This is a genomic window from Gallaecimonas xiamenensis 3-C-1 (assembly GCF_000299915.1).
GTDB classification, from domain to species: domain Bacteria; phylum Pseudomonadota; class Gammaproteobacteria; order Enterobacterales; family Gallaecimonadaceae; genus Gallaecimonas; species Gallaecimonas xiamenensis.
The window spans coordinates 154,094-180,312 of record NZ_AMRI01000004.1 but is presented as its reverse complement, the minus strand read 5'-3'; the positions used below and the strand labels follow the sequence as shown (position 1 = coordinate 180,312).

The 26,219-nt window shown below is 60.4% G+C and carries 22 protein-coding genes; 8 read left to right on the top strand and 14 right to left on the bottom strand.

The features are described 5' to 3' along the window. The first annotated feature begins 89 nt into the window (after positions 1 to 89). A complete protein-coding gene (gene acs / locus B3C1_RS04230; protein WP_008483141.1) occupies positions 90 to 2,027 on the top strand; it encodes an acetate--CoA ligase in 1,938 nt (645 codons plus the stop codon). 53 nt (positions 2,028 to 2,080) lie between these two features. On the opposite strand, the gene B3C1_RS04225 is transcribed toward acs, so the two are convergent. The 3 genes from B3C1_RS04225 to B3C1_RS04215 form a co-directional block, all read right to left on the bottom strand. Further along, the gene (locus tag B3C1_RS04225; protein ID WP_008483140.1) at positions 2,081 to 2,821 is read right to left on the bottom strand and encodes an SDR family oxidoreductase; all 741 of its coding nucleotides are present in this window, start codon (positions 2,819 to 2,821) and stop codon (positions 2,081 to 2,083) included. A gap of 136 nt (positions 2,822 to 2,957) precedes the next feature. Further along, positions 2,958 to 4,148 (bottom strand): DcaP family trimeric outer membrane transporter, encoded by a 1,191-nt coding sequence (locus tag B3C1_RS04220; protein ID WP_008483139.1) that lies wholly within the window; start codon positions 4,146 to 4,148, stop codon positions 2,958 to 2,960. Between the two features lie 98 nt (positions 4,149 to 4,246). Next, positions 4,247 to 4,732, bottom strand: a complete 486-nt coding sequence (locus tag B3C1_RS04215) for a MarR family winged helix-turn-helix transcriptional regulator (RefSeq protein ID WP_008483136.1) — start codon at positions 4,730 to 4,732, stop codon at positions 4,247 to 4,249. Positions 4,733 to 4,857: 125 nt separating this feature from the next. On the opposite strand from B3C1_RS04215, the gene B3C1_RS04210 reads away from it, so the two are divergent. From B3C1_RS04210 to thrC, 4 genes are all read left to right on the top strand, one after another. Next, positions 4,858 to 5,940 carry a porin gene (locus B3C1_RS04210; RefSeq protein ID WP_008483135.1) on the top strand — a complete coding sequence of 361 codons (1,083 nt, stop codon included), beginning with the start codon at positions 4,858 to 4,860 and terminating at the stop codon, positions 5,938 to 5,940. Between the two features lie 218 nt (positions 5,941 to 6,158). Beyond that, positions 6,159 to 8,552, top strand: a complete 2,394-nt coding sequence (gene thrA / locus B3C1_RS04205; protein WP_035481057.1) for a bifunctional aspartate kinase/homoserine dehydrogenase I — start codon at positions 6,159 to 6,161, stop codon at positions 8,550 to 8,552. Then, positions 8,549 to 9,448, top strand: coding sequence for a homoserine kinase (gene thrB / locus B3C1_RS04200; protein ID WP_083858256.1), 900 nt, complete (start codon positions 8,549 to 8,551; stop codon positions 9,446 to 9,448). The genes thrA and thrB overlap by 4 nt, the downstream gene beginning before the upstream one ends. Positions 9,449 to 9,450: 2 nt before the next feature. Continuing rightward, complete coding sequence (gene thrC / locus B3C1_RS04195) at positions 9,451 to 10,698, top strand: threonine synthase (protein WP_035481054.1); 1,248 nt, start codon at positions 9,451 to 9,453, stop codon at positions 10,696 to 10,698. A 40-nt stretch (positions 10,699 to 10,738) separates the two neighbouring features. Here the strand turns inward: thrC and cyoE are convergent, their stop codons facing one another. The 5 genes from cyoE to cyoA form a co-directional block, all read right to left on the bottom strand. Next, positions 10,739 to 11,599 carry a heme o synthase gene (cyoE, locus tag B3C1_RS04190; protein WP_008483130.1) on the bottom strand — a complete coding sequence of 287 codons (861 nt, stop codon included), beginning with the start codon at positions 11,597 to 11,599 and terminating at the stop codon, positions 10,739 to 10,741. 66 nt (positions 11,600 to 11,665) lie between these two features. Continuing rightward, a complete protein-coding gene (gene cyoD / locus B3C1_RS04185) occupies positions 11,666 to 12,001 on the bottom strand; it encodes a cytochrome o ubiquinol oxidase subunit IV (protein ID WP_008483129.1) in 336 nt (111 codons plus the stop codon). Next, the gene (locus tag B3C1_RS04180; RefSeq protein WP_419177192.1) at positions 12,001 to 12,615 is read right to left on the bottom strand and encodes a cytochrome o ubiquinol oxidase subunit III; all 615 of its coding nucleotides are present in this window, start codon (positions 12,613 to 12,615) and stop codon (positions 12,001 to 12,003) included. The genes cyoD and B3C1_RS04180 overlap by 1 nt, the downstream gene beginning before the upstream one ends. A gap of 3 nt (positions 12,616 to 12,618) precedes the next feature. Next, positions 12,619 to 14,598 carry a cytochrome o ubiquinol oxidase subunit I gene (cyoB, locus tag B3C1_RS04175; RefSeq protein ID WP_008483127.1) on the bottom strand — a complete coding sequence of 660 codons (1,980 nt, stop codon included), beginning with the start codon at positions 14,596 to 14,598 and terminating at the stop codon, positions 12,619 to 12,621. A gap of 2 nt (positions 14,599 to 14,600) precedes the next feature. Beyond that, positions 14,601 to 15,518 carry a ubiquinol oxidase subunit II gene (cyoA, locus tag B3C1_RS04170; protein WP_008483126.1) on the bottom strand — a complete coding sequence of 306 codons (918 nt, stop codon included), beginning with the start codon at positions 15,516 to 15,518 and terminating at the stop codon, positions 14,601 to 14,603. A gap of 339 nt (positions 15,519 to 15,857) precedes the next feature. Here cyoA and B3C1_RS04165 point away from each other — a divergent pair, with 339 nt between their 5' ends. Next, positions 15,858 to 16,748 (top strand): aldo/keto reductase, encoded by an 891-nt coding sequence (locus B3C1_RS04165; protein ID WP_008483125.1) that lies wholly within the window; start codon positions 15,858 to 15,860, stop codon positions 16,746 to 16,748. On the opposite strand, the gene B3C1_RS19270 is transcribed toward B3C1_RS04165, so the two are convergent. Then, the gene (locus tag B3C1_RS19270; RefSeq protein WP_008483124.1) at positions 16,749 to 17,183 is read right to left on the bottom strand and encodes a YbaY family lipoprotein; all 435 of its coding nucleotides are present in this window, start codon (positions 17,181 to 17,183) and stop codon (positions 16,749 to 16,751) included. A 152-nt stretch (positions 17,184 to 17,335) separates the two neighbouring features. Here B3C1_RS19270 and B3C1_RS04155 point away from each other — a divergent pair, with 152 nt between their 5' ends. Further along, positions 17,336 to 18,268 carry a TAXI family TRAP transporter solute-binding subunit gene (locus B3C1_RS04155; protein WP_008483123.1) on the top strand — a complete coding sequence of 311 codons (933 nt, stop codon included), beginning with the start codon at positions 17,336 to 17,338 and terminating at the stop codon, positions 18,266 to 18,268. Positions 18,269 to 18,273: 5 nt separating this feature from the next. Beyond that, entirely contained in the window at positions 18,274 to 20,166 is a 1,893-nt protein-coding gene (locus B3C1_RS04150; RefSeq protein WP_008483122.1) for a TRAP transporter permease, read from the top strand. Between the two features lie 70 nt (positions 20,167 to 20,236). Here the strand turns inward: B3C1_RS04150 and B3C1_RS04145 are convergent, their stop codons facing one another. From B3C1_RS04145 to B3C1_RS04125, 5 genes are all read right to left on the bottom strand, one after another. Continuing rightward, positions 20,237 to 21,625, bottom strand: coding sequence for an ATP-binding cassette domain-containing protein (locus B3C1_RS04145; protein ID WP_008483121.1), 1,389 nt, complete (start codon positions 21,623 to 21,625; stop codon positions 20,237 to 20,239). Between the two features lie 68 nt (positions 21,626 to 21,693). Beyond that, positions 21,694 to 22,908 carry a 3-oxoadipyl-CoA thiolase gene (pcaF, locus tag B3C1_RS04140; RefSeq protein ID WP_008483120.1) on the bottom strand — a complete coding sequence of 405 codons (1,215 nt, stop codon included), beginning with the start codon at positions 22,906 to 22,908 and terminating at the stop codon, positions 21,694 to 21,696. A 51-nt stretch (positions 22,909 to 22,959) separates the two neighbouring features. Then, positions 22,960 to 24,441: a tripartite tricarboxylate transporter permease gene (locus B3C1_RS04135; RefSeq protein WP_008483119.1), complete on the bottom strand. Its 1,482-nt coding sequence runs from the start codon at positions 24,439 to 24,441 to the stop codon at positions 22,960 to 22,962. Between the two features lie 61 nt (positions 24,442 to 24,502). Further along, positions 24,503 to 25,000, bottom strand: coding sequence for a tripartite tricarboxylate transporter TctB family protein (locus B3C1_RS04130; protein ID WP_008483117.1), 498 nt, complete (start codon positions 24,998 to 25,000; stop codon positions 24,503 to 24,505). 55 nt (positions 25,001 to 25,055) lie between these two features. Next, positions 25,056 to 26,045, bottom strand: coding sequence for a Bug family tripartite tricarboxylate transporter substrate binding protein (locus tag B3C1_RS04125; protein WP_008483115.1), 990 nt, complete (start codon positions 26,043 to 26,045; stop codon positions 25,056 to 25,058). Positions 26,046 to 26,219: the final 174 nt, after the last annotated feature.

The window sequence follows — 26,219 nt, the reverse complement described above, 5'->3', positions numbered from 1 at the left end:
GGGTTTTTCTACTTTGGTCTAATGGTTCTGATACCCCCTGCTATACATACTCGAAGCCAACAATCCGATAACAGAAGATAGGGAATGCCATGATCAACGACCGCTACCCCGTCATGCAGCACATCGCCGACAACACCCATGTGGACAAGGCCAAATACCAAGCCCTGTACCAGGCCTCCGTGGACGACCCGGACGCATTTTGGGGTGAGCAAGGCAAGCGCATCGACTGGATGACTCCGTATTCCAAGGTCAAGAACGTCTCCTTCGACCCCCATAACCTGCATATTCGCTGGTATGAAGACGGCACCCTCAACGCCAGTGCCAACTGCCTGGACCGTCACTTGGCCGAGCGCGGCGACACTGTGGCCCTGATCTGGGAATCGGACGACGGCGACACCGTCAGCCAGGTCACCTACCGTGAGCTGCACGCCAAAGTCTGCCGCTTTGCCAATGTACTCAAGGCCCAGGGCATCCAAAAAGGCGACGTGGTGACCATCTACATGCCCATGGTGGTGGAAGCCGTGGTGTCCATGCTGGCCTGCGCCCGTATCGGTGCCATCCACTCGGTGGTCTTTGCCGGCTTCTCTCCCGACTCCATCGCCGGGCGCATCATCGACGGCAAGTCCAAACTGGTGATCGTTGCCGACGAAGGCCTGCGCGGTGGCCGTGCCATTCCCCTCAAGGGCAACGTGGACGAGGCCCTGGCCAACAGCGACGTGACCACGGTGGAAAAGGTCATTGTCTTCAAGCGCACCGGCGGCGATATCGACTGGGTGGAAGGCCGCGACCTGTGGTGGCACGACCTGGAAGCCGAAGCCGGCAGCGACTGCCCTGCCGCCGAGATGAATGCCGAAGATCCGCTCTTTATCCTTTACACCTCCGGTTCCACCGGCAAGCCCAAAGGGGTGCTGCACACCACCGGCGGCTACATGGTCTATGCCTCCTTGACCCACGAAGTGGTATTCGACTACAAACCCGGTGAAGTCTACTGGTGCACCGCCGACATCGGCTGGATAACAGGCCATTCCTACCTGGTGTACGGGCCGCTGGCCAACGGCGCCACCTGCCTGCTGCACGAAGGCGTGCCCAACTGGCCCGGCCCCAGCCGTCTGGCCGAGATAGTCGACCGCCACCAGGTCGCCATCCTTTACACCGCTCCTACCCTTATCCGCGCCTTGATGGCCCAGGGCGAGGAGCATTTCGCCAAACTGGACGGCAAGAGCCTGCGTATCCTCGGCACTGTGGGTGAACCCATCAACCCCGAGGCCTGGCGCTGGTATCACCAGGTGATCGGCAAGGGCCGCTGCCCTGTGGTAGACACCTGGTGGCAAACCGAGACCGGCGGCATCATGATTGCGCCCCTGCCGGGGGCCGTGGACGCCAAACCCGGTTCCGCCACCCTGCCCTTCTTCGGCGTGCAGCCGCAGCTGGTGGACGCCACCGGCGCCCCGGTGGCAGGGGAAGGCAACCTGGTGATCACCGATTCCTGGCCCGGCCAGATGCGTACCGTTTACGGCGACCACGAGCGCTTTATCCAGACCTACTTCTCCACCTTCCCCGGCAACTATTTCACCGGTGACGGCGCCCGCCAGGACGAGGATGGCTATTTCTGGATAACAGGCCGGGTGGACGACGTTATCAACGTGTCCGGCCACCGCATGGGTACCGCCGAGATTGAGTCGGCCCTGGTGGCCCACCATGACGTGGCGGAAGCGGCGGTGGTGGGTTATCCCCACGACATCAAGGGCCAGGGCATCTATGCCTACGTGACCCTCAACGCCGGCGTCGAAGCCACCGAAGAGCTGCGTCTGGCCCTGCGCCAATGGGTGCGCAAGGAAATCGGTGCCCTGGCCAGCCCGGATCTTATCCAGTGGGCCCCCAGCCTGCCCAAGACCCGCTCCGGCAAGATCATGCGCCGCTTCCTGCGCAAAATTGCTGCCAACGAGTGTGAGGCCCTGGGCGATACCACCACCCTGGCCGACCCCAGCGTCATCGACACCCTTATTCAGACCCGTCTGAATAAATAGGTTTCCCAACCAGCCGTATCTTGGCCCGCCCTTACCGGCGGGCTTTTTTGTGGTCAGCGGCGAATAAGGCCACCGTCCACAGGCAACTGGCTGCCGGTGATGTAAGAGGCATGGTCAGACAGCAAGAAGAGCGCGGCATTGGCTGCCTCCTCGGCGTCTCCTACCCTGGCCAGGGGCACCTGGGTCAAGACCCCGGCTTCAAAGTTCGCCTTGGCCTCTTCTGCCAAAAAATCCCGAAATCCCGTTTCTATGGGCCCTGGCACCAGCACATTGACCCTGATCTTTCGTGGTGCCAGGGCGCTGGCCCAACTGCGCGCCAGGGCGATCACCGCCCCTTTGGCGGCGCCATAAAGGCCGGTGGCCGCTGCCCCTTCATAGGCAGAAGAAGAGGAGGTCAACACCACAGAGGCGCCGTCCTTCAGCAGCGGCAGCAAGGCCGACAATTGCAGCGTGGGGCCCCGGACATTGGTGTACATGATCCGGTCAAAACTGCCGCAGTCGGCCTGGGCTGCATCGTCCAAGACCGCCACCCCGGCATTGAGCCAAAGCCCATCCAGTGGGCCCCAGGCAGCCAGGGCCTCGGCCAGTTTGTCCCCGGTATCGGCCTGGGCACCGTCGTTGGCCAACACCAGGTGTTCTTGCGAGAAAAGCGCCCTGGCAGCGGCCAGGCGCGCGGCATTGCGCCCCGTGATAGCCACCTTGGCCCCTTCTGCCACCAGCTGCTTGGCCCCCGCCAAACCCATGCCGTTGGAGCCGCCGGTGATCAGGATCCGGCGATCGGTAAATCTGTCCATGCACTAACCTGCCATTGTCTTGTGAGAAGAATGCGAGATGCGTTGCGCTGCTGCGCCGTTGAAAACGCAGCGGAAGGGAAAAGTGAGGCTAACAAAAAAGCGCCGCTAATGCGGCGCTTTTGCTACGACGTTTGGATTAGAAAACGTACTTGGCAGAGAACTGCAGACGATTCAGATCGCCGTCTTCACCGTTCTCCAGCTCACGCTCGGCGTAGATGTACTCCACGCCGAAGGAGATGGGTTTGACCGGGGAGTAGATCAGGTTGACGTGCGCAGACTGAACCTGCTTGGTCACGGCCTGGTTCATCTCTTCATCGATATCGGCCCAAGTGCCGGACACCATGAAGGTGGAGCGCCATTGGTCGTTCCAGAAGTGGCGATAGGCAGCAAAGGCAGAAACGGTGGAAATGGCTTCCAGACCGCCGTCAGCCTGGGCGTAGGCACCGTTGAAGGTGTTCAGGGCAACATAACGGCCGATACCTTCACCACCGGTGACAGAGAAACGGAAGTCGTCGGTCTGGCCGACTTTCAGCATACCGGAGACGTTGACACCGAAGCCGGTAGTGGTTTCGTTGTCTTGCACGTCGCCGTTGGCATCCAGGGTGTCGGCGCGCAGCTGGCGCAACAAGCCGGAAACGGCAACGGAGCCCCAGTCACCTTTCATGTTGTAACGGGCAACCAGGTCGGGCAGCACGCTGTTGTCTTCGTCAACACGGCCACTGGCACCGTAGGGGTTGTAGGTGGTTTCCGGGTTTTCGGCAGCGAACATCCAGTTACCGGAGGTGTAACGGATCATCGGCTGGCGGTTGAAGACAGTACCATCGGCAGCAGGCAGGAAGTCGGTGCTGTCAGGCAGGGCTGCCAGGTTTTCAAAGGTGGTGAAGGTTTGACCGATCAGCCAGTTGTCGTAGGTGACATAGGCGTGGCGAATACGGGGCGCGGTGGAGTTAGAAGTGCGCTCGTCGCCTACGAAGCTGGACAGGAAGTCCAGTTCCAGGAAGGTCTTGATGGTGTGACCTTCAATGATGGTGCTGGTGCCGAAGTTGAAACGGGACTCGCGCGCAGTGAAATCCAGGACGGCGTCGTTGTTGTTGCCGTCGCCTTCAGTGGCCCCACCAGAAACAGGAATGAGGCTGGGCACGTTGTAGATACGGCCGAGGCTGCTGCTATCAGGGGTCTTCTCGCTGTACTTGCTGAGGTTGACAGTTGCCTTGGTGTAGCCACCGAAGGTCACGGTCGTGGTGTCAGTTTTCAGCAGCTCGAAAGCCGCGTGGCTGGGCATGGACATGACGGCGCCGATGGCACCTGCGATAAGGCTCTTTTTCATGATCTCTCTTCCTGTAGTGGTTCTGCAGCAAAGGCCAATTTTTCTAAATTGTTACCAAAGCTTCATTTATGAAATATGTCAAAAGTTCCCTACCTTGCCTATTCGCCTTTGGTCGAAGCCAAATGCTGCTCCAGGGTGAGCATGGGGGAGGCGTCGATGTCTTCGGCGTCCATCATGCTGGCTACCCGTTGCAAGGAACTCAGGATCAGGGTCTGTTCCCACTGGGCCAATTCTTCGAATTGCTTGATGAAGGCGTTTTGCAGAAGGGCCGGCGCTTTGGACAGGGCCTCCTTGCCTTCCTCGGTCAAGGTTAATTCCACCTTGCGCTTGTCCAGTGTAGAGCGCTGGCGGATCACCAGTGTCCTAGCCTCAAGGCGGTCAATAATGCTGGTAACTGTAGCCTGGGACAGGTTGACCAGCTTGGCAATGCTGCGGGTGGTGTCCCCCGGGTGATCGGCGATGGCCCGCATCAGCATCAGCTGCGGCCCGGTCAGGGAGGTTTCTTTGGTCAATTGGCGGGAATGAAGATCGATGGCGCGAATGATGCGCCGCAGCGCCGTGAGCACTTCGTCGACAGGTTGCATGAGGCCACCTCTGGGGTCAAAAAGCGGTATTTTAGACTGCGAACAATCCGCATTGTAAGTCCTTGATTTGATCGTCTCCAACCTTGGCTTCATACTTATTTGCTTGCTAACGAAAAGAGGCCGTTATGAAGTCAAACCTTTTGCTCTGCTCCCTGGGACTGCTGCTATGCCAACCGGCGGTGGCCGACGTCAAACTGGGCGGTGCCTTCCGGGTCAGCTACGCCTGGAAAGATTACGACCAGAACAATAAGGACAAGAATGGCGAATGGGACATCGAGCTGTTCCGGCTGGACGTGAATGGCGACGAGGGCAACTGGTTCTACTCGGCCCAATACCGCTGGTACCAGGACTTCGAGGCCATACATCATGCTTACGTGGGCTACCGCTTCGATGAAGACCGCAATATTCGCGCCGGGGTAACGCTGGTGCCCTTTGGCCTGTTGCCGGTGTCCTCCCACAGCTTCTGGTTTGGCGGCACCTATTATTTGGGCCTGGAAGACGACTACGACACCGGCATCGTCTACGAGCAAAAAAGTGGCGATTGGCTGCTGCACGCCGGTTACTTCCATAACGCCGAGTACGACAACGGCGACCGCTATGACCGCTACTCCTTCGATCTGGCCGCCGTGGACGGCGAAAGGGCCGACGAAAACGGCCAGTTGAACCTGCGGGCCGAGAGATCCCTTGATGCCCTGGACGGTACCTTGAAACTGGGGGCCTCGGCCCAGTACGGTCGTTTGTACCGTTATTATTCCAAGACCCACGATAATCGCTGGGCAGCTGCCCTGCACGCCGACTGGACCCACCCCAGCGGCTGGCAGCTGCAATTGCAGGAAGTGCACTACCGTTTCGACACCGGTACCGATACCGTGTCCCTGTCTGCCTTCCAGTTCCCCTTCGAGGTGGCCAGCGAAGCCGATGTGGTGTCTTTCAATGTCGCCAAGACCTTTACAGTAAAAAACGACTTTGTTGACAGCATAACCTGCTACAACGACCACACCCAGACCCTGGCATCGGGAAACGGCGTGGACAATTCTATCCAAAACGTGACCGGCTGCATGCTGGCCAAGGGTGGCCTTTACACTTATGTCGACTGGATAGCCGGTAAGAACATGTGGTTTGCCGGCGGCGACGGTGTCGGCCTGGCCAGCCCCCTCAATGACGGCTGGCACTCGCGGCTCAATATCAATATCGGCTATTATTTTTAAAAAGTTGTTGACACAGACCCGCCCCCTGAGGAAAGGATAAAGGCGTTACTTGGAGACACTGATGAATCTGTTCAACCTCACCATTACCACCCGCACTATTACCGGTACCACCACCTGGTGGAACTGGCGGGCGCTTATGGTGAGCTGAACAAATCATCACCACACGCAGAAAAGCCCGCCCCCCAAGGCGGGCTTTTTGTTTATCTGGAGAAAAGAAAATGCAGGTCATGAAATTCGGTGGCAGTTCCCTGGCGGACCCACAGCGTTTCGAAGCCGTTGCCGAGCAGGTCAGGCAAGCCCTGGCCCAGGGCGAGGTGGCGGTAGTGCTGTCGGCCCCGGCCGGGGTTACCAACAAACTGGTCGCCCTGTGCGACGACACCCAGGCCACCGATATCCTGACCCTGACCCAACCCTGGGTGCAGGCCTACCCGGCCCTGGCCGAACCCCTGGCCCAGTGGACCAAGCAGTTGGAAGCCTGGTGCCAGGGTATCGCCCTGCTGGGCAGTTGCCCGGAAGGCACCAGGGTAGCCATCGCCAGCGCCGGTGAGCGGCTATCGGTACTGGTACTTTGCCATCTGTTGAGCCAATACCAGCCGCTGCAATTGGACCCTGCCGGCCTCTTCCTCGGCTACGGCCAGCGCCTGGACGCCCTGGTGGACCTGGATGCCTCGCGCAACAAATGCCGGGGCCTCAGGGAGAAAAAGCCCAATCTTGCCATCATGGCCGGTTTCTATGCCGGCCACCGGGACGGTGGCCAATGCCTGCTGGGCCGCAATGGCTCGGACTACTCCGCTGCCGTGCTGGCCGCCTGCCTGGGGGCAGACGAGCTGATCATCTGGACCGACGTGGACGGGGTCTACCAGTGCGACCCCCGCTTGGTGCCTGAGGCCCAAAAGCTGCGCCAACTGTCCTTTGCCGAGGCCCTGGAGCTGTCCCACTTCGGTGCCAAGGTGCTGCACCCCAAGACCCTGGGGCCGGTGGGCCGTTTTCAGATCCCCACCTGGATCCGCTCCAGCCTGGACCCGGCCCTGCCCGGCACCCGCATCGACAGCAACGCCGAGGCGTCAGACAAGCCGGTCAAGGCCCTGTCCAGCCTCAATGAAGTGGTAATGGTGTCGGTGAGTGGCCCCGGCCTTAAGGGCATGGTAGGCATGGCCAGCCGTATCTTTGCCGCCGTCAGCCAGGCCGGGGTATCGGTGCTGCTGATCACCCAGTCCTCCAGCGAGTACAGCATCAGCTTTTGCCTGAGCGCCGCCGACGAACGGCGGGCGGTCAACCATATCGAAGAGGCCTTTGCCCTGGAGCTGGCCTCGGGCATGCTCGAGCCGGTGCTGGTGCAGCGGGACCTGGCGATCCTTACCCTGATCGGCGACAACATGTGCCAAGCCAAGGGGGTGGCCGGCCGCTGCTTTACCCAGCTGGGCCGGGCCAATATCAATGTGGTGGCCATAGCCCAGGGCTCCAGCGAGCGGGCCATCTCGGCGGTGATCCCCGGCGATTGCGCCGGCCGGGGCCTGAAGATGGTGCACCAGGCCTTTTTCGATTCGTCCATGCCCCTGGAGCTGGTGCTGCTGGGCAGCGGCAATGTCGGCAGCGAACTGCTGCGCCAGCTGGATGCCCAAAGCCATTGGCTGGCCAAACAGGGCATCAACGCCAAAGTGGTGGCGCTGTCCAACAGCCAGCAGATGCTGGTGGATGCCAAGGGCCTGACCCTGGCCCACTGGCAAGACCAATTGGCCCAAGATGGCCAGCCCTTGGATCTGGACAAACTCAAGGCCCTTGGCCAGGAGCTTTTAAACCCGGTGCTGGTGGACTGCTCGGCATCTAGCGACCTGCCCCTTAACTACCAGGACTTCCTTAAAGCCGGTTTCCATGTGGTGACCCCCAATAAAAAGGGCAACGCCGGCCCCCTGGCCCAGTACCAGGCCCTGAAGAAAACCGCCAAGCAGCATCGCCGCCGCTACCTCTACGACACCACAGTGGGGGCCGGCCTGCCGGTTATCGAAAACCTGCAAAACCTGCTTCATGCCGGCGACGAACTGCAAAGCTTCTCGGGGATACTGTCCGGCTCCCTGTCCTTCCTGCTAGGACGCCTGGAAGACGGCGCCGCCTTCTCCGAAGCGGTACTGGAAGCCATGGACAAGGGCTTTACCGAGCCCGACCCCAGGGACGACCTGTCCGGTATGGACGTGGCCCGCAAGGTGCTTATCCTGGCCCGGGAGGCGGGGCTTGAGCTGGAACTGGCGGACATCGCCCTGGAGGGCCTGCTGCCTGATGAGTTCGAACAACTCGATAAGGAGCAGTTCCTGGCCCGCCTGGGGGAACTGGACAGCCATTTTGCCGCCCTGGTGGCAGACGCCAAGGCCCAGGGCAAGGTACTGCGCTACGTAGGCCAGATAAGCCAGGGCCAAGGCAAGGTCGGCATCCAGGCCGTGGACGCCGCCCACCCTCTGCACCGGGTACGGGACGGCGAGAATGCCCTGGCCTTTTTGACCCGCTACTACAGCCCGGTGCCGCTGCTGCTGCGAGGCTATGGAGCCGGCGCCGACGTTACCGCCGCAGGTATCTTCGCCGACATACTGCGTACCCTCAACTGGATGCGGGAGGTATGACGATGCGGGTTTATGCACCGGCCACCTCGGCCAACCTCAACGTCGGTTTCGATACCCTGGGGGTGGCCCTTCGCCCCCTGGACGGCAGCCCCCTGGGCGATACCTTGGCGGTGGCCAGCGCCGAGCAGGACAGCCTCACCGTCACCGGGCCCTATGCCCATGAACTCAAAGGCACCAACATCGTCGAAAAGGCCCTGTGGCGCTTTCGCGAGCTGACCGGGATCCAGCAGCCTCTGGCCATGCACCTTGAAAAGGGCATGCCGGTGGGCTCCGGCCTGGGTTCGTCCGCTGCCAGTGTGGTGGCCGCCGTCGTGGCCATCAACGGCTACTTCGACAAGCCCCTGGACACGGAAGCAGAACGGGCGCTGATGGCGGAGCTGGAGGGGGAACTGTCTGGTGGCGTGCACTGGGACAACCTGCTGCCTTGCCTGCTGGGCGGACTTTGCCTTCACGATGCCAAGCTGCCGGTACCAGAAGATTGGGTTTGGCTCCTGGCCTATCCCGGCATTCGCCTGGAAACCAAGGCCATGCGGGCGCTTCTGCCCAAGGCCATTCCCTTGGCGGACGCCGTGGCCCAGGCCGCTCGCCTTGGCCGCTTTGTGGACGCCCTGCATCGCCAGCAAGGCCCCTTAGCCGCCTCTTTGATGCTCGACCCCCTGGTAGAACCCCACCGGGCGCCCCTGGTGCCGGGATTTAGCGAGCTAAAGGACCGGTTGCTAGCCGGGGGCGCCCTGGCCGCCGGCCTGTCCGGCTCCGGCCCCACCCTCTTTGCCGTTTTTGACGACATGGCCAAGGCCCGCCAAGCCCTGGACCAAGCCCAACTTTGGGTTTCCCCGCAACAGGGCTTTGCCCACTTGTGCCGCGTCGACAACGACGGCGCCGCTTTTTTGGAGTGATGATGGATTTTTACAACCTCAAGGTGCCCCAGGAGCGGGTCAGTTTCAGCCAGGCCCTGACCCAGGGCCTGGGCCAGGAGCAGGGCCTGTTTTTCCCGGACAGCTTGCCCCGCCTCGACGCTGCCGTGCTCGGCGCCCTGCCCCGCCACCAGCGTTACCAGGCTATACTGAGCCCCTTCTTGAAGGGCACCTACTCGGACGACACCCTGGCGGCGATGATCGCCGCCGCCTTCCCCTTCGAGGCGCCCCTGGTGCCGGTAGGCCCCCATTTCGCCCTGGAGCTTTTCCATGGGCCTACCCTGGCGTTCAAGGACTTTGGCGCCCGCTTTATGGCCCAGTGTCTGTCCCAGCTGGGCCAGGACCAGGCCATCACCATCCTGACCGCCACCTCAGGGGACACCGGCGCCGCCGTAGCCCATGCCTTTCACAACCTGCCTGGGGTGCGGGTGGTGGTGCTCTACCCCAAGGGCAAGATAAGCCGGCCCCAGGAGCAGCTCTTTTGCACCCTGGGTGGCAACATCGAGACCCTGGCGGTCAACGGCAGCTTTGACGACTGCCAGGCCCTGGTCAAAGCGGCCTTTGACGACCAGGAGGTGAAAGAGCGCTGCGGCCTGAACTCGGCCAACTCCATCAACATCAGCCGCCTGCTGGCCCAGGTGCTTTATTACTGGGACCTGGCCCTGGCCCAGCCGGATCTGGTGGTAAGCGTACCCAGCGGCAACTTCGGCGACATCACCGCCGGCCTGATGGCCAAGACCATGGGCGCCCCCATCAAGCGCTTTGTGGCTGCCACCAACAGCAACGACACCGTGCCCCGCTACCTACAAAGCGGCCAATGGCAACCCCATTACACCGTCGCCACCCTGTCCAACGCCATGGACGTATCCAAGCCCAACAACTGGCCCAGGGTCGAGCACCTGCTGAAAAGCCAAGGCTGGCAGCTGGCCGCCGCCGCCGTCAGCGAAGCAGACACCAAGGCCGCCATCCAGGCCCTGCAGATCCTCGACTACCTGGGTGAACCCCACTGCGCCGTGGCCTTCAAGGCACTGCTGGACAACCTGGCTCCGGGGGAAAGGGGCGCCTTCCTCTGCACCGCCCACCCGGCCAAGTTCGCCGACAGCGTCAGCGCCATATTGGGCATGGACTTACCCCTGCCCCCGGCACTGGCTCAGGCCATGGACAAGCCCAACCTGTCCAAGGACATCGACGCCCACTGGCCGGCCCTGCGCCACCATCTGCTCGGCCAATAAAAAAGGCGCCCCAAGGGGCGCCTTTTTTCTCTCGATAGCCTTAGTTCGCTACCGCCACATCGATGGACATCATCAGGCTCAGCAAGGTCACCGTCAGGATGGAAAAGCCGAACAGCTTTCTCGCCCAGGTGGTGTCGTCCTTGGTCTTGTAGCCTTTGATGGCCAAATGCAGCCAATAGGTGCCCAGGCCCAGGGCCACCACAAAGTAGGCGTAGCCGGTGTAGCCGGTGATGGTCAGCAACAGGCTGGCCAGCACGAAAGCCACGATATAGGCCACGATATGCTTTTTGGTGACACCCACGCCCTTGGCTACCGGCAGCACACAAATGGAGGCGGCCGAGTAGTCCTTGAGGCGGAAAATGGCGATGGCGTAGGAATGCGGCATCTGCCAGAGACTGAAGATCAAGAAGAGGATGACGGCCCCCAGATCCAGCTCGTTGCTCACGGCGCAGTAGCCCACCAGGGGCGGCGCTGCACCGGAGAAACTGCCGATAAGGGTACCGTGCACCGAGTTGCGCTTGAGCAGCAGGCTGTAAAAGCCCACGTAAATCACCAGGCCGGCCAGCACTATCATCACCGCCAACAGGTTGGTGGTGGCATAAAGCAAACCGGTACCCAGCACGCCAAGCACAATACCGTACGCCAGGGCAACGCCAAGGGACAATTCGCCCTGGGCCAGTACCCTGTTACGGGTCCTTTCCATCTTCTTGTCGATGTCCCTGTCGATACAGTTGTTAAGCACGCAACCACAGGCCACCACCAAGGAAACCCCCAGCAGGGTGCTTACCAGGGTCAGCCATTCAAAGCTGCCCTTGGCGGCCAGGAAGAAACCGCCGGCAACGGAAATCAGGTTGCCGAAGATGATCCCTGGCTTGGTGATGTCTATGAACTTCTTAATCATCGAATACTGCTGACTTGAGTGAGAGAAGGGGCAGCTCGCGCTGCCCCTGAGTTGGCGCAATGCGCCTTACATCACGTGGGTAAGACCGTAGAGGTACCACATGATCCAGGCGGTGCCGGCAATCAGGATACCAACGATCAGCACGGTGAAGACCAGTGCCACGTTGTTCCACTGTTGCTCGGACGAGGTGTTCATGTGCAGGAAGTAAACCAGCTGCACCATCACCTGTGCAAAGGCCATGATCACCAGAACCGATACCACCACCACCGGAGAAGCCAGGGAAGGCTCCATCACCAGGGCGAAGGGGATCACTGTCAGGATAATAGACAGGATGAAGCCGGCCAGGTAGGACTTGAAGGTACCGTGGCTGGCGCCGGCGGCGTTATGAGAATGACTGCTCATTACATGGCCCCCAACAGGTAAACGAAGGTGAATACACAGATCCAGACGATGTCCAGGAAGTGCCAGAACAAGCTCAGGCAGCTCAGACGGGTCTGGTTGACGTCAGTCAGGCCGTGACGGGCAACCTGGAAGATCATTACGCTCATCCAGATCAGGCCGCAGGTCACGTGCAGACCGTGGGTACCGACCAGGGTAAAGAAGGCAGACAGGAAAGCGCTGCGATCCGGACCCATGCCGTGGGCGATCAGGTGATGGAACTCATAGACTTCCATACCGATAAAGCCGGCGCCCAGCAGGCCGGTGACTACCAGCCAGCCAATGGTCTTGGCCTTGTTGCCGGCGTGCATGGCCAGCATGGACAGACCGCTGGTAAAGGAGCTCAGCAGCAGCAGGAAGGTTTCAACCAGGACGAAGTCCAGCTCGAAAATATCCTTGCCGCTGGGGCCACCGGCGGTGTGGTTGTAGAGCACGGCGTAGGACGCAAACAAGGTTGCGAACAACACCAGGTCGGTCATGATGTAGATCCAGAAGCCGAAAACCTTCAGGGCTCCTGCATCGTGATGCCCATGGTCATGGGCATCGACGTTGAGTACTTCACTCGACATGTTTGACATGGCTTATACCTGTACTGCTGCTTGCTTTGCTTGATGGGCGCTTTCAATCTGCTCGATTTCGTCAACCTGGACGTAGTAGTCCACGTCTTTAACGAAGGAGCGCACGATCATGGTACCGAGGACACCAACGACACCCAGGATAACCATCCACCAGATGTGCCAGACCAGGGCGAAGCCGCCGATCAGGCTGAACAGGCCAATGTAGACACCGGCAGAGGTGTTCTTCGGCATGTGGATAGGCTCGTAGGAAGCCGGTTTGGCGTACGCGGTGCCCTTCTCTTTCTCATCCCACCAGGCATCCAGCTCGTGAACGACAGGGGTATGGGCAAAGTTATAGAAAGCAGGCGGAGACGGAATGGACCATTCCAGGGTGCGACCGTTCCAGGGGTCACCGGTCAGGTCACGGTTTTCATGACGCTGGCGATAGCTGACGATCAACTGGATAACCTGGAAGGCGATACCCAAGGCGATAACGAAGGCGCCGATGGCGGCAACGATCAGCCAAGGAGTCCAAGCCGGGTTGTCATAGTGGTTCAGGCGACGGGTCATACCCATGAAGCCCAGCACGTACAGCGGGATAAAGGCCAGGTAGAAACCGACGAACCAGCACCAGAAGGAGGCGTGACCCAGTTTGTCGTTCAGTTTGAAACCGAAGGCTTTCGGGAACCAGAAGGTCAGGCCTGCCAGGTAACCGAACACCACGCCGCCGATGATGACGTTGTGGAAGTGGGCGATCAGGAACAGGCTGTTGTGGAGCAGGAAGTCTGCGCCGGGCACAGCCAGCAGCACGCCGGTCATACCACCGATGGAGAAGGTGATGATGAAGCCCAGGGTCCACATGACAGGGGCAGTGAACTGCACACGGCCACGGTACATGGTGAACAACCAGTTGAAGATCTTCAAACCGGTGGGGATAGCGATGATCATGGTCGCAATGCCGAAGAAGGCATTGACGTTGGCACCGGCACCCATGGTGAAGAAGTGGTGCAGCCAAACCACGAAGGACAGCACGGTGATGGCGACGGTGGCATAAACCATGGATTTATAGCCGAACAGACGCTTGGTGCTGAAGGTGGAGATGACTTCGGAGAAGATACCGAAGGCAGGCAGAATGAGGATGTACACCTCGGGGTGACCCCAGGCCCAGATCAGGTTCACGTACAGCATCGGGCTACCGCCCAAGGCGTTGGTGAAGAAGTGGAAATCCAGGTAGCGGTCAAGAGACAGCATAGCCAGAGCCACGGTCAGCATGGGGAAGGCCGCCATGATGATGACGCTGGTACAAAGGATGGTCCAGGTGAAGATCGGCATCTGCATCAGCTTCATGCCGGGGGCACGCAGCTTGAGGATGGTAGCGAAGAAGTTCACGCCGGTCAGGGTTGTACCTATACCGGAGATCTGCAACGCCCAGATGTAGTAGTCGACACCGACCCCGGGGCTGAACTCCTTACCGGACAGCGGCGGGTAGGCTACCCAACCTGTGGTGGCGAATTCACCTACACCCAGGGAGATGTTGACCAGGGCCACACCCACCACGAACAGCCAGAAAGAGACGCTGTTGAGGAAGGGGAAGGCCACGTCACGGGCACCGATTTGCAGCGGTACTACGATGTTCATCAGACCGGTCATGAACGGCATGGCCATGAAGATGATCATGATGACGCCGTGAGCGGTAAAGATTTGGTCGTAGTGTTCCGGAGGCAGGAAGCCTTCGTTGCCGCCACTGGCCACGGCCAGCTGGGTACGCATCATGATGGCGTCGGCAAAGCCGCGCAACAGCATGACCAGGGCAACGATGATGTACATCACCCCGATTTTCTTGTGGTCTACGGTGGTGAGCCACTCTTTCCAGAGGTAGCCCCATTTCTTGAAGTAGGTCAGCGCAGCCACCAGGGCCAGGCCGAGAACAGCAATCACACCAAGCGTAACCATGATAATGGGTTCATGGTACGGGACTGCTTCCCAGGAGAGTTTTCCAAACATCGTTATTCCTCAGCGCCCATTTCTTCGGCCATCTCGTGCATGCCTTCATGGTGCTCGTCGGCCTTGTGGCCGCCGTGCATGAAGCTACGCACGATCTGCTCATACATCTGCGGCTTAACAGCAGCGAAGTATTCCACGGGGTGTTTTTCGGTCGGCTTCAGCAGCGCCTGGTAAGCCGTGTCGTCCAGGGCATTGTTACCGGCTTTAACCTCGGCAACCCATGCGTTGAAATCCTCGTCAGAGGCTTTGGCAACGGCCTGGAACTTCATGTCGGAGAAACCAGCGCCACTGTAGTTGGCAGAGATGCCATCATAAGTGCCGGCTTCGTCGGCTTGCAGGTGCAACTTGGTTGACATACCGGCCATGGCGTAAATCTGGCCACCCAGTTGCGGAATAAAGAAAGAGTTCATCACGGTGCCGGAAGTGATGCGGAATTCCACCGGGGTATGGGTGGGGATCACCAACTCGTTAACGGTGGCGATTTTCTGCTCCGGGTAGATGAACAGCCATTTCCAATCCAAAGCGACGACTTGAACAGTCAGGGGCTTTTTGTCGGATTCGAGGGCTTTGTAGGGATCCAGCTCGTGGCTGGTTTTCCAGGTCAGTACCGCCAGGATGGCGACGATGACCAGAGGGATACTCCAAACGGTTGCTTCGACAGCGGTAGAGTGGTCCCACTTCGGCTTGTAGGTAGCCTTGGTGTTGGACGCACGGTAGCGCCAGGCAAAGGCGATGGTCATGATGATGACGGGGATAACCACCAGCAGCATCAACCAGGTCGCCGTCAGGATCAGGGATTTCTCACCTTCCCCTATGGGCCCTTTGGGGTTCATCAGAACCATGTCTTCACAACCAGCCAGCAAAAATGCGCCACCAACGGAGAGCATTTTAATCAGACTGGATAACCACTTACTTTTCATATCATAACCTCACCTCAAATGACTGCCTCGAGGAACACGAAAGCTCGCTACAGGGGGCCGGAGTTCTAATTGTTAGCCGCAGAATGTACCAAGAAAAACCCTTTCATTTCCAGTGAAAAAGGCGACAAAAAACCGCTCATCCTGTTGAACGGTAAAATAACGATATGGGCAGGTTGGAAAGGTTAAATAAAAGTAAAATTTAAACAACCGAGACGTCATTTGAATAAAAAACAAACAACTGAACAGTGACAAAAGAATCGCCGCAGCAACCCTAAGGGGAAAATTGAGTTTTCCCGCAAGCCACGGCAGACTGTGCGCAAAAGCCAAGGGAGTCAGCCCATGCATGTCGAACTCGCCCCCAATGGGCCGCGCCTGTCGGCGGTAATCGCCGGTCTTTGGCGCCTGGCCGACTGGAACCTCAATGTCCAAGACAGGGTACGTTGGATTGAAGAAGCCCTGGAACTTGGGATAACCAGCTTCGATCATGCCGACATCTACGGCGATTACCGCTGTGAAGCCCTTTTTGGCGAGGCCCTGAAAGCGGCCCCTCACCTTAAAGATCAGATCCAGCTGATCAGCAAATGCGGCATCCGCCTTTGCTCCCCTTCCCTGCCCTACCAGCTCAACCATTACGACACCTCCCCTGCCTATGTCAGGGGCCAGGTGGAAGCGTCTTTGCAAAAGCTGGGGGTGGAAAAACTGGATCTGCTGCTGATCCACAGGCCCGATTACCTGCTGGACGCCGGGGAGCTGGCCGACACGTTCAGCGCCCTTCGTGACGAGGGCAAGGTGGCCCATTTCGGGGTGTCCAACTTCACCAGCAGCCAGTTCGAACTGCTGGACCAGCGCCTGCCCCTGGCCACCAACCAGTTGGAGCTGTCGGTATTGGCCCACCAGGCCTTGGACGACGGTACCCTGGACCAGTGCCAGGCCAAGCGTATCCGCCCCATGATCTGGTCCCCCCTTGGGGGCGGCCGGCTCTTTAGCGGCCAGGACGAGCAGGCCTGCCGGGTGCGCCAGGTACTGGAAGAGCTGGCCCCGGCCTATGGGGTGTCGGTGGCTTCCCTGGCCTATGCCTGGATCTTACGCCACCCCGCCAAGCCGCTCCCCATCACCGGCAGCGGCCGCCTGGCGGCCCTCAAGGAAGCGGTTGCCGCCCTTGGCGTAACATTGTCCAACCAAGACTGGTACCGGCTGTGGGTGGCGGCCAGGGGCCATGATGTGCCCTGATCAGGGCTCGGTGCGGTAGAGCCTGAGGGTAACGATTTCCAGGCCGAAGGGGTCTATCAGCCTGTCTTCCTTACTGTGAAAAACCAGGGTGCCGTCGGCCAGCTGAATGTGGGCACTCAAGGCATATTGATGGCCTTTGAGGATGTCTTCGGCCCTCATGCTCAGCTGAAAGGGAATAGGTACCTGCCCGTCAACGGCAACCCTGTCCATGGCCAGGGGTTTGTCGAGGGTCGCATCGGTGAGCAGCACTTCGGCCTGGGCCCCCTTGGGTAGGGCGATGCGTTCACGGTAGGTCAGGTTGCCCTTCACCGTCAGCGCCGCTTTCTCAAAATCCTGTTCGGTCAAGTCCTTAGGACCTCCGTCGTCCAGGCAGCCTCCCAGCAGCAGCGCCAACCCCAGGGCCAACACCGACCGCCTGCTCCTGCTTACCATCATCTTTCTTCCTTTACCGTTAACTGCGTAAAACCGACCATTAAGCTAAACCGCCGTTGTAGACGGGGTAAAGCACATTAAACTAAAGTCTCACAGACAAAATGCCGGATATTCATAAACTGGCAAACACGCAAAACATAAGAAGGAAATCCACTATGACATCCTGGTTCAAACGTGCACTGGTGACTGCGTCCCTGGCCGTGACCCTGCCGGTCGCCGCAGCCAACTACACCATAGGCACCGGCAGTCAAAGCGGCACCTACTATCCCTTCGGCGGCATGCTCGCCAAAGTCTGGAGTGAGAACATCGATGGCTTCAACATGCGCGCCGAAGTTACCGCCGCCTCCGTTGAAAACATCATCAAAGTCGCCTCTGGCCAGCAGCTGGCCGGTATCGCCATGGGCGACTCCGTCGTTGCCGCCATCAAAGGTGAAGCGCCGTTCCGTCGTCCCGTAGACGTAGCCGTGCTGTTCGCCCTGTACCCCAACGTGGTGCAGTTCATGGTGCCCGCCGACTCCGACATCAAGTCTGTGCATGACCTCAAGGGCAAGAAAGTGTCCGTAGGCGCCCCGGGTTCTGGTACCCGTGTCGGTTCTACCGCCATTCTCAAAGCCCTGGGTATTAATGAAGGCGACTTCAAAGCCCAAAGCCTTAACTACACCGCCACCACCGAAGCCCTGGCCAACGGCCAGATCGACGCCGGTGTCATCATCGGCAGCGCCGGTGTGGGCGCCATCACCGAGCTGGCCCTGACCCGCGATATCCGCGTGCTGTCTTTCAGCAAGGACGATCTGGACAAGATCCACGCTGCCCTGCCTGCCTACGCCGGCATGGAAATCGCTGCCGACACCTACAACAAGGTACCGGCCTTTACCGCCCCTGCCGTGTGGAACGTGCTGGTGGTGAAGAAAGACATGGATCCCAAGCTGGCCAGCGAGATGGTAAAAACCGCTTTTGGCAACATGGACAAGATCAAGAACGTCATCGCCGACGCCAAAAACACCACTGTTGAGAACATGGATCGTTTGCAAGGCGTGCCTTTGCACCCCAGCAGCCAAGCCTACATGAATGAAATGAAAGGCAAGTAAGCTCCATGCAACAACATGATGTAGCTAAAGAACCCGTCAAGCTTGGCGGGTTCGACTATTTGATTGGGGCCATTGCTGTGGCCCTTACCTTTTTCCAGATATGGCATGGCCTGGCAGCGGAATTGTCCGCCCCGGTGTTCCTGCCTATCCACCTGAGCTGGGTGCTGGTGCTGGTGTTTATGGTTAAACCCAGCTTCCGCCGCTCCGCCCCCCAACCCCTTTATCTGTTCGGCCGCTTCCTGGACCTGGTATTTGCCCTGTTCAGTGTCTGGGCCGGCTTTCGCCTGTCGCAGTTCGACTACGACGACCTGACCTTCCTGCTGGACGGCCTGGGAGACGTGGATCTGTACACAGGCACGCTGCTGATCGTGCTGTTGCTGGAAGCCACTCGCCGTACCGTCGGCTGGGTGATGAGCGGCATTGCCATTCTGTTTCTGGTTTACGCCATGTGGGGCAACGTGCTACCAGACAGCTTTGCTTCCAAGGGCTTTGACCTGCAGGAGATCATCCGCTTCCACATCTTCTCCACCAACGGTGTCTTCGGTGCGCCTCTGGCCATCTCGGCCGGCGTGGTGTTCGTGTTCGTGCTGTTCGGTGCCCTGCTGCAGGTAACAGGCGCAGGCCAGTTCTTTATCGACTGCGCCTTCGCCGTTGCCGGCCGCTATCGCGGTGGCCCGGCCAAAGCCTCGGTACTGGCCTCGGCGGCCCTTGGTTCCATCTCAGGCTCAGCCATCGCCAACACCGTGACCACCGGTGCCCTGACTATCCCCATGATGAAAAAGCTCGGCTACAAGCCCGAGCAAGCCGCCGGCATCGAAGCGGCCGCCTCCACCGGTGGCCAGATCATGCCGCCGGTCATGGGGGCTGGCGCCTTCGTCATGGCCCAGTTCACCGGTCTGCCTTACTCCGAGATCCTGCTGGTGTCCATAGCGCCGGCCATCCTCTACTTCTTCTGCACCCTGCTGTACGTGCACCTGATGGCCTGCAAACTGGGCCTCAAGGGTATGGACAACGTGGAAAAAGTGGCCGTGGTGATCAAGCAAGGCTGGCATTACCTGCTGCCGCTGGTGATGATCACCGTGCTGCTGTTGATGGCCTATTCACCGGTGCTGGTGGGCTTGGCGGGCTGTTTGGCCATAGTGGTCGCCGCCTTTAGCCGCCGTAAAACCTGGGTCAAGTTCTCTGCCCTGCTCGAAGGCCTGCGTGACGGCGCCCTGATGATATTGCCCATCAGTGCCGCCTGTGCCACCGCCGGTATCGTGGTGGGTGTAGTAGGCCAGACCGGGATCGGCCTGCAATTTACCCAGATGCTGCTGGCCCTGTCCGGCGGTTACCTGTGGGGCGCCTTTATCCTGATCGCCCTGGCCGCCGTGGTACTGGGTATGGGTCTGCCGGTCACTGCCGCCTACATCGTGCTGTCGGTGATGGCGGTACCGGCCCTGAACGAATTCGGCCTGCCGGTCCTGACCGCGCACCTGATCGTGTTCTGGCTGTCCCAGACCTCCAACGTCACCCCGCCCATCGCCCTGGCTGCCTTTGCCGGTGCCGGTATTGCCGGCGCGTCGCCGATGAAATCGGCGGTACAGGCCTTCAAACTGGCCTTTGGCTTCTTCATCATCCCGCTGATGATGGCCTACTCCGGCCTGCTGTGGCGTGAAGACGAAACTGCCTTCCAGTTTGCGGTCGCCATCATGGCCACCATCGGCCTTATCGTCGCCTTTGCCTGTGGTGTGGAAGGCCGTATGGTCAACCGCCTCAAGCCCTGGACCCGGATCCTGTTGATCGTCATCGCCGTGCTGATGCTGATCGAGAACCCGGTGCTGCGCTTGAGCGCCCTGGCCGTACTGGCCCTGGTTGCCCTGTGGGACTGGAAAAAAGGCGAACCGGACAGGGTTTAATGCCCTTCCCTGCCGGGCCCTGCCCGGCAGTTCTCCCCCATCAAAAAAGCCGGGCTTATGCCCGGCTTTTTCATAGCGCTTCGGTGCGGTAGTGCCAGCCGTCACCGGCGGGCTCGAAATGCAGCCGGTGGCTTATCCCTCCTGGGCTATCCTCCCCGTGGTGGCTGACCAGCAGCAGCTGGGTGCGGCCCTTGGCCATCAACAGGCTTAGAAAGCGGCTAAGGCGCTGGCGCCGGGCGCTATCCACCCCTTGGTAGGGTTCGTCCAGTATTAACAGCCTGGGGTGCTTGACCATGGCCCTGGCGATAAGCAGCAAGCGCTGTTCCCCGTAGGAAAGACCTAAAAAAGCGCTGTCTTCATCCAGCCCCAACAGGGCCAGCCACTGGCGGGCCAGCGCCAGGCGCCGCTCCCCCGGTGCCTGGTAAAGGCCGATGGAGTCGAAAAAACCCGACAGCACCACGTCCAGCGCGGTGCAGTTGACCCGGTAGGCGCCATGGAGGGCCGGTGACACCAAACCCTGCTGGGCACGGATATCCCACAATGTCTCGCCGCTGCCCCGACGCCGGCCAAAAAGCCAGACCTGGTTGCTAAAACCCTGAGGATTTTCCCCGGTGATAATCGACAGCAACGTCGACTTGCCGGCGCCGTTGGGGCCGATAATTTGCCAGTGCTGGCCCCGTTGCAGCTGCCAGTTGAGGCCGGTCAGCACCGCCTTGTCCCCAAAGCGTACCCAGAGGTCATTAAGGACCACCAGAGGGCCTGCCGGTTCTGCTTTGGGAGCGTCCAGCGGTGGTGGCAGCTCTCCCTGGGCAAAGACTTCCGGTTGTGGCCCTGGCTGCCAACACAGGCTGTCCATATGGCCTTGCTGGCAAGGCAACGGCCAGTCCTCCTGGCGGCTGCTGACCAGCACCAGCGCCAGGCCGGCGGCCAACAAAGGTTGTAAATGGCCGGTCAAGGCCTGGCGGGCCTTGGTGTCCAGGCCGGCGTAAGGCTCGTCCAGCAGTAACAGCGCCGGCTTTTGCAACAAGGCCCTGGCCAGCAGCAGCTTGCGCCCTTCACCGCTGGAAAGGGCCGTAAAGGGACTGTCCAGCACCGCCCCCAACCCCAGCATCTGCGCCATGGCGCGGGCCTCTGGCTCAGAGGCAACCTGGCACAACAGCCCCAGGGCGCTGGCCACCAGCTCTTCCCCTGCAAAGGCCCAGTCGGTATTGGCGTCCTTAAAGGCCTGGTCCCAAAGGGCCAGCTGGCCGTCCATGGACACCAAGGCAGTGCTTGCCGGTAACTGGCATTGGCCCTGGCTGCAAGGCAGCTGGCCGGCAAGGGCCCTTAGCAGCAGGCTCTTGCCGCTGCCGTTGCCGCCGCCTACCCAGAGGCACTGCCCCGGCGCCAGGGACAACTGAGGCACCACCAGGTGCTTGTCGTTTGCCAGGGGAAAGTGGGCTTGGGCCAGGTTCAGCATGGGCGCTCCTTGGATGAAAAAAGGCGCCCTTGGGCGCCATGTTGTTGTGTCACAGCCTTGGCGGCAGGTCAAACCCGCTCCAGCAGCAGGGCTATGCCCTGGCCTACCCCGATACACATGGTGCAAAGGGCGTAACGGCCCTGGCTGCGGTGCAGCTGCTGGGTTGCGGTCAGCACCAGGCGCGCCCCGCTCATGCCCAGGGGATGGCCAAGGGCAATGGCACCGCCGTTGGGGTTGACCCTGGGATCGTCGTCCTTGAGGCCAAGCTCGCGCAGCACCGCCAGGCCCTGGGCGGCGAAGGCTTCGTTAAGTTCAATCACATCGATGTCGGCCAGGCTGATGCCGGTCTGGGCCAGCAGTTTGCGCACTGCCGGCACCGGCCCTATGCCCATCACCCTGGGGGCCACACCGGCGCTGGCCATGGCCACTACCCTGGCCCTTGGCACCAGGCCATGGGCCTCGGCGGCGGCCTTGGAGGCAAGAATAAGGGCGCAGGCGCCGTCGTTGACCCCAGAGGCGTTACCGGCGGTAACGGTGCCGCTGCCGTCGGCCTTGAAGGGGGCCTTGAGCTTGGCCAGCATCTCCAGGCTGGTTTCGGGCCTGGGGTGCTCGTCCTGGCTGACAAGGGCCGTTTTACCCCGGCCAAGGGCCACTGTGACCGGCACGATTTCGGCGGCAAAGACGCCCGCTTCTTGGGCGCGGGCGGCCTTTTGCTGGGAGGCCAGGGCGAAGGCGTCCTGGTCGGCGCGGTTTATCCCGTAGTCGTCGGCCACGTTTTCCGCCGTCTCCGGCATGGCATCTACCCCATATTGGCTGGCCATCAGGGGGTTGATAAAGCGCCAGCCGATGGTGGTGTCATAGAGGCCATTGGCCTCGCGGCTAAAAGCCTTCTCCGCCTTACCCATCACGAAGGGGGCGCGGGACATGGACTCCACACCGCCGGCCAGCACCAGCTGCTGCTCACCGCTCTTGATGGCGCGGGCAGCCATGCCGATGGCGTCCATGCCCGAGCCGCACAGGCGGTTGACTGTGGTACCGGGCACCGACTGGGGCAGACCGGCCAGCAGGCTCGACATGCGGGCCACGTTGCGGTTGTCTTCCCCGGCCTGGTTGGCACAGCCGAAGATGACGTCGTCGATGGCGTCAAGGCGCAGACCGGGGTTGCGCTCGGCCAGGGCTTTGAGCACCAGGGCGCCCAGATCGTCGGGACGTACCGGTGCCAGGGCACCGCCGAAGCGGCCTATGGGCGTGCGAATGCCGTCACAGATATATGCATCAGTCATAAAAGGTCCTACCGGGAATAGGCAGGCCGCCTTGGCGGCCTGGGTTGGGGATCAGGCTTTGGGTTGCTTGAGGGACTGCCAGTAGCGATAGGCGGCAAAGCCCAAGGACAGCACCGTCAGCAGGATGAAGAACCAATCGATGGGGTTGCGCACGAAGATGGCCAGCTCGCCCTTGCCGATCAGCAAGGTGCGGCGCAGGTTGTCTTCGAACATGGGCCCCAGGATAAAACCGATAAGGAAGGGCGCAGCCGCCACCCCGGTGCGGTTGAACACAAAACCCAGCAGGCCAAACACCAGCATGACGGTGATATCGAAACTGTTGTTGTTGACCGCGTAGGCGCCGTAGATGCAGAACATCAGCACTATGGGGAACAGCACCGCCTTGGGAATATCCGCGATCAAGGAGAAGTAGCGGATGGCTACCTTGCCGGTGGCAAAGAGCACCACGGAACTCAGCATGATGCCGCAGAACAAGGCATAGATGAGGTTGATGTTGTCCTGGAACATCAGCGGGCCCGGGGTCAGGCCGTGCAGCATGAAGGCGCCGAGGATGATAGCGGTGATCACGTCGCCGGGAATACCCAGGGACAAGAGCGGGATCAAGGTGGCGCCGGCAACGGCATTGTTGCCTGCTTCGGCCGCCGCAACCCCTTCCACTTCCCCTTTACCGAAGTTGTCCTTGTTGCGGGAAGTGCGGCGGGCCTCGGAGTAGGAAATAAACGAGGCGGCGGTGGCACCGGTGCCGGGGATGGCGCCGATGATGACACCGATCACCGAGCCGCGCACGATGGACTTCATGGAGCCTTTAAGCTCGGTCCAGGTCACCGCCGCACCTTTGGCGGCAGACTGGATATGGGGCTTGGCCTTGGTCAGGTAGAAATCCAGGATCTCAGGGATGGCAAAGAGGCCAATGAGCAGCGGCACGAAGTTGACCTTGTCCATCAGGTCGAAGTTGTCGAAGGTCAGGCGCTGAGTGCCGTAGACCGCATCAAGGCCTATGGTGGAGATGATGATCCCAAGGGCGGCGGCGATCAGGCCTTTGAGTACCGAGTTGCCGGACACGGAGATGATGATGGTCAGGCTAAAGCAGATCAGCCAGAAGTACTCCGGCGGCCCGAAGTTCAGGGCTATTTTGGCCAGGTAACCGGCCAGGAAGATCAGCGACAGGTTGGAGATAAAGTCGGCGATGCAGGAGGCATAAAGGGCCATCTGCAGGGCTTTTTTGGCTTGGCCTTGCTGGGCCAGGGGGTAACCGTCCAGCAGGGTACAGGCCGACGCCGGTGAGCCTGGGGTACGGATAAGGATGGCAGTGATGGAACCGCCATACATGCCGCCTTTGTAGATCCCCACCAACAGCAGGATGGCGGTGACCGGCTCCATAGCAAAGGTAAAGGGCAAGGCCAGGGCCACGGCCATGGTGGCGGTCAGGCCGGGAATGGCCCCGATAACGACGCCGATCAGCACCCCGACGGCGATCATCAGCAGGTTGTCTACGCTCAGGAAAAGGCTGAGCACCTCAGTGAAGTTTTCCATCCGATACGTCTCTTATAGGTTTCAGGTCAGGCCCTTGGGCCCGAAGCGTCCGTGCATCGGATCACCACCAGTCACCCTGTGGCAGGGGTACATTGAGGCCGTGGTTAAACACCCAGCACACCGCCAGGGGAAAGACCACCGCCAACACATAAAGCAGGGGATGACGCACCTTGAGGCCGGCAAAGAGCAGCACTGTCGCCGCCGCACCGGTCAGGGGGGCACCCAGGTATTCAAAACCGAAGCCGTACAGGGCCAAGGCCACCAGAATGCAGAGGTACTGGGCTGCCGGTACCCCTTTGAGTAAAGGGTACTGGCCAGCGACGGCTTTGGCGTCTTTGAGCAGGCCGCCCAGCACCAGTCCCAGGCTCAGCACCAGCACTATCCAGCCCATGACGCTGGGCAAAAAGCGCGGCGACAGCAGTGGATGCTGCATATAGCCCGGCTGCTCGATAAAGTCCGGCACCAGCTTGACCAGGAACACCAGGGCCGCCACCAGGAAGATGAGGCCGAGAACCACATCGCCATTAAGGCTCAGGCTACGGCGTTTGCTTTGAGTCATGGATACAGTGTCCATCATGGCTCCCGTCAAAGGGGGGCCAAGCCCCCCTTTTTTCTTAGTTGCGGATCCCGGCTTCCTGGGCAACGTCGGCCCATTTCTGCACGTCTTTGGCAACGAAGGCCTTGAAGTTGTCACCTTTCTCGGTGGCAGGCTCAGCACCCAACTGGGGCAGGAAGTTCAGGAAAGCCTGGTTGGCCATGACCTTGTCCAGGGCCCCCTGCAGTTTGCCGACCGCTTCTTCGGACATCTTCTTGTTGGCAACCAGGCCGAACCAGGCGGAGGTCTGGTAGTTGGCCAGGCCCAGGTCCTTGCCGGCTTCAGCCAGGGTGGGGATACCGGGCAGGAAGGGGGACGGCTTGTCGGTGGTCACCGCCAAGGCCTTGACCTGGCCGGACTTGATCATGGCCATAACGGTGGGCAGGTTCTCGAAGGACACGTCCACGTCACCAGAGATCAGGGCCGGCAGGGCCTCACCACTGCCACGGAAAGGCACGTGCACCATCTTGGTACCGGTCATCTTCTTGAACAGCTCACCGGACATGTGGATGGAGCTGCCAACACCAGAGGAGCTGAACGCCATGCCGTCTTTTTCACGGGCCGCTTTAACGAACTCGGCCACGCTGTTGTAAGGGCTATTGGCCGGCACCACCATCACATTGGGGATGTTGATGACGTTACGGATAAAGCGGAAGTCCTGGACCGGGTCATAGCGCAGGCCAGGGTAGATGGCGGCGCCGATGGAGTGGCCAGGGGAGGCCATCAGGATGCGGTAGTTAGGGTCACGGGCCCGGGTCAGTTGCGCGGTAGCGACGGTAGAGCCGGCACCGGGGCGGTTTTCCACTATCACCGGTTTGCCCAGCTCCGCTTGCAGCAGGTCGGCGACCCGGCGGGACAGGACATCGGTGGTACCACCGGCAGCGTAAGGCACCACCAGGGTAATGTTCTCTTGCGGCCAGTCACCCTTGGCAACGGCAGATGACGTAAAGGACAAGGCAGCAGCAGCGCCAACGGCCCAGAGAGCCCCCATCAGAGTACGTTTTTTCATAGCTTTCACCTTATTTAGTTCGATTATCGAACTTTTGTTCGTAAATGCTGACGATTAGACTCTTGCACGAAAGCCAGGGTCGATCAAGCGCCTTACCACTAAAGGCTAATACGGCTCGCCCTTTTACGAATACGTCAACTGCCGCCAACGGCAACCAGGACGGGCCCTGCGGCC

What these genes read in the sequence shown, in the direction of transcription:
- B3C1_RS04215 (WP_008483136.1), bottom strand. Translation starts at nt 4,732, where the DNA reads ATGCAACCTGTCGACGAAGTGCTCACGGCGCTGCGGCGCATCATTCGC.
- B3C1_RS04165 (WP_008483125.1), top strand. Translation starts at nt 15,858, where the DNA reads ATGCATGTCGAACTCGCCCCCAATGGGCCGCGCCTGTCGGCGGTAATC.
- thrA (WP_035481057.1), top strand. Translation starts at nt 6,159, where the DNA reads ATGCAGGTCATGAAATTCGGTGGCAGTTCCCTGGCGGACCCACAGCGT.
- B3C1_RS04180 (WP_419177192.1), bottom strand. Translation starts at nt 12,615, where the DNA reads ATGTCAAACATGTCGAGTGAAGTACTCAACGTCGATGCCCATGACCAT.
- B3C1_RS04135 (WP_008483119.1), bottom strand. Translation starts at nt 24,441, where the DNA reads ATGGAAAACTTCACTGAGGTGCTCAGCCTTTTCCTGAGCGTAGACAAC.
- B3C1_RS04150 (WP_008483122.1), top strand. Translation starts at nt 18,274, where the DNA reads ATGCAACAACATGATGTAGCTAAAGAACCCGTCAAGCTTGGCGGGTTC.
- pcaF (WP_008483120.1), bottom strand. Translation starts at nt 22,908, where the DNA reads ATGACTGATGCATATATCTGTGACGGCATTCGCACGCCCATAGGCCGC.
- cyoE (WP_008483130.1), bottom strand. Translation starts at nt 11,599, where the DNA reads ATGATTAAGAAGTTCATAGACATCACCAAGCCAGGGATCATCTTCGGC.
- B3C1_RS04225 (WP_008483140.1), bottom strand. Translation starts at nt 2,821, where the DNA reads ATGGACAGATTTACCGATCGCCGGATCCTGATCACCGGCGGCTCCAAC.
- cyoA (WP_008483126.1), bottom strand. Translation starts at nt 15,518, where the DNA reads ATGAAAAGTAAGTGGTTATCCAGTCTGATTAAAATGCTCTCCGTTGGT.
- acs (WP_008483141.1), top strand. Translation starts at nt 90, where the DNA reads ATGATCAACGACCGCTACCCCGTCATGCAGCACATCGCCGACAACACC.
- B3C1_RS04125 (WP_008483115.1), bottom strand. Translation starts at nt 26,045, where the DNA reads ATGAAAAAACGTACTCTGATGGGGGCTCTCTGGGCCGTTGGCGCTGCT.
- cyoD (WP_008483129.1), bottom strand. Translation starts at nt 12,001, where the DNA reads ATGAGCAGTCATTCTCATAACGCCGCCGGCGCCAGCCACGGTACCTTC.
- thrC (WP_035481054.1), top strand. Translation starts at nt 9,451, where the DNA reads ATGGATTTTTACAACCTCAAGGTGCCCCAGGAGCGGGTCAGTTTCAGC.
- B3C1_RS04145 (WP_008483121.1), bottom strand. Translation starts at nt 21,625, where the DNA reads ATGCTGAACCTGGCCCAAGCCCACTTTCCCCTGGCAAACGACAAGCAC.
- B3C1_RS04210 (WP_008483135.1), top strand. Translation starts at nt 4,858, where the DNA reads ATGAAGTCAAACCTTTTGCTCTGCTCCCTGGGACTGCTGCTATGCCAA.
- B3C1_RS19270 (WP_008483124.1), bottom strand. Translation starts at nt 17,183, where the DNA reads ATGATGGTAAGCAGGAGCAGGCGGTCGGTGTTGGCCCTGGGGTTGGCG.
- cyoB (WP_008483127.1), bottom strand. Translation starts at nt 14,598, where the DNA reads ATGTTTGGAAAACTCTCCTGGGAAGCAGTCCCGTACCATGAACCCATT.
- B3C1_RS04220 (WP_008483139.1), bottom strand. Translation starts at nt 4,148, where the DNA reads ATGAAAAAGAGCCTTATCGCAGGTGCCATCGGCGCCGTCATGTCCATG.
- B3C1_RS04155 (WP_008483123.1), top strand. Translation starts at nt 17,336, where the DNA reads ATGACATCCTGGTTCAAACGTGCACTGGTGACTGCGTCCCTGGCCGTG.
- thrB (WP_083858256.1), top strand. Translation starts at nt 8,549, where the DNA reads ATGACGATGCGGGTTTATGCACCGGCCACCTCGGCCAACCTCAACGTC.
- B3C1_RS04130 (WP_008483117.1), bottom strand. Translation starts at nt 25,000, where the DNA reads ATGACTCAAAGCAAACGCCGTAGCCTGAGCCTTAATGGCGATGTGGTT.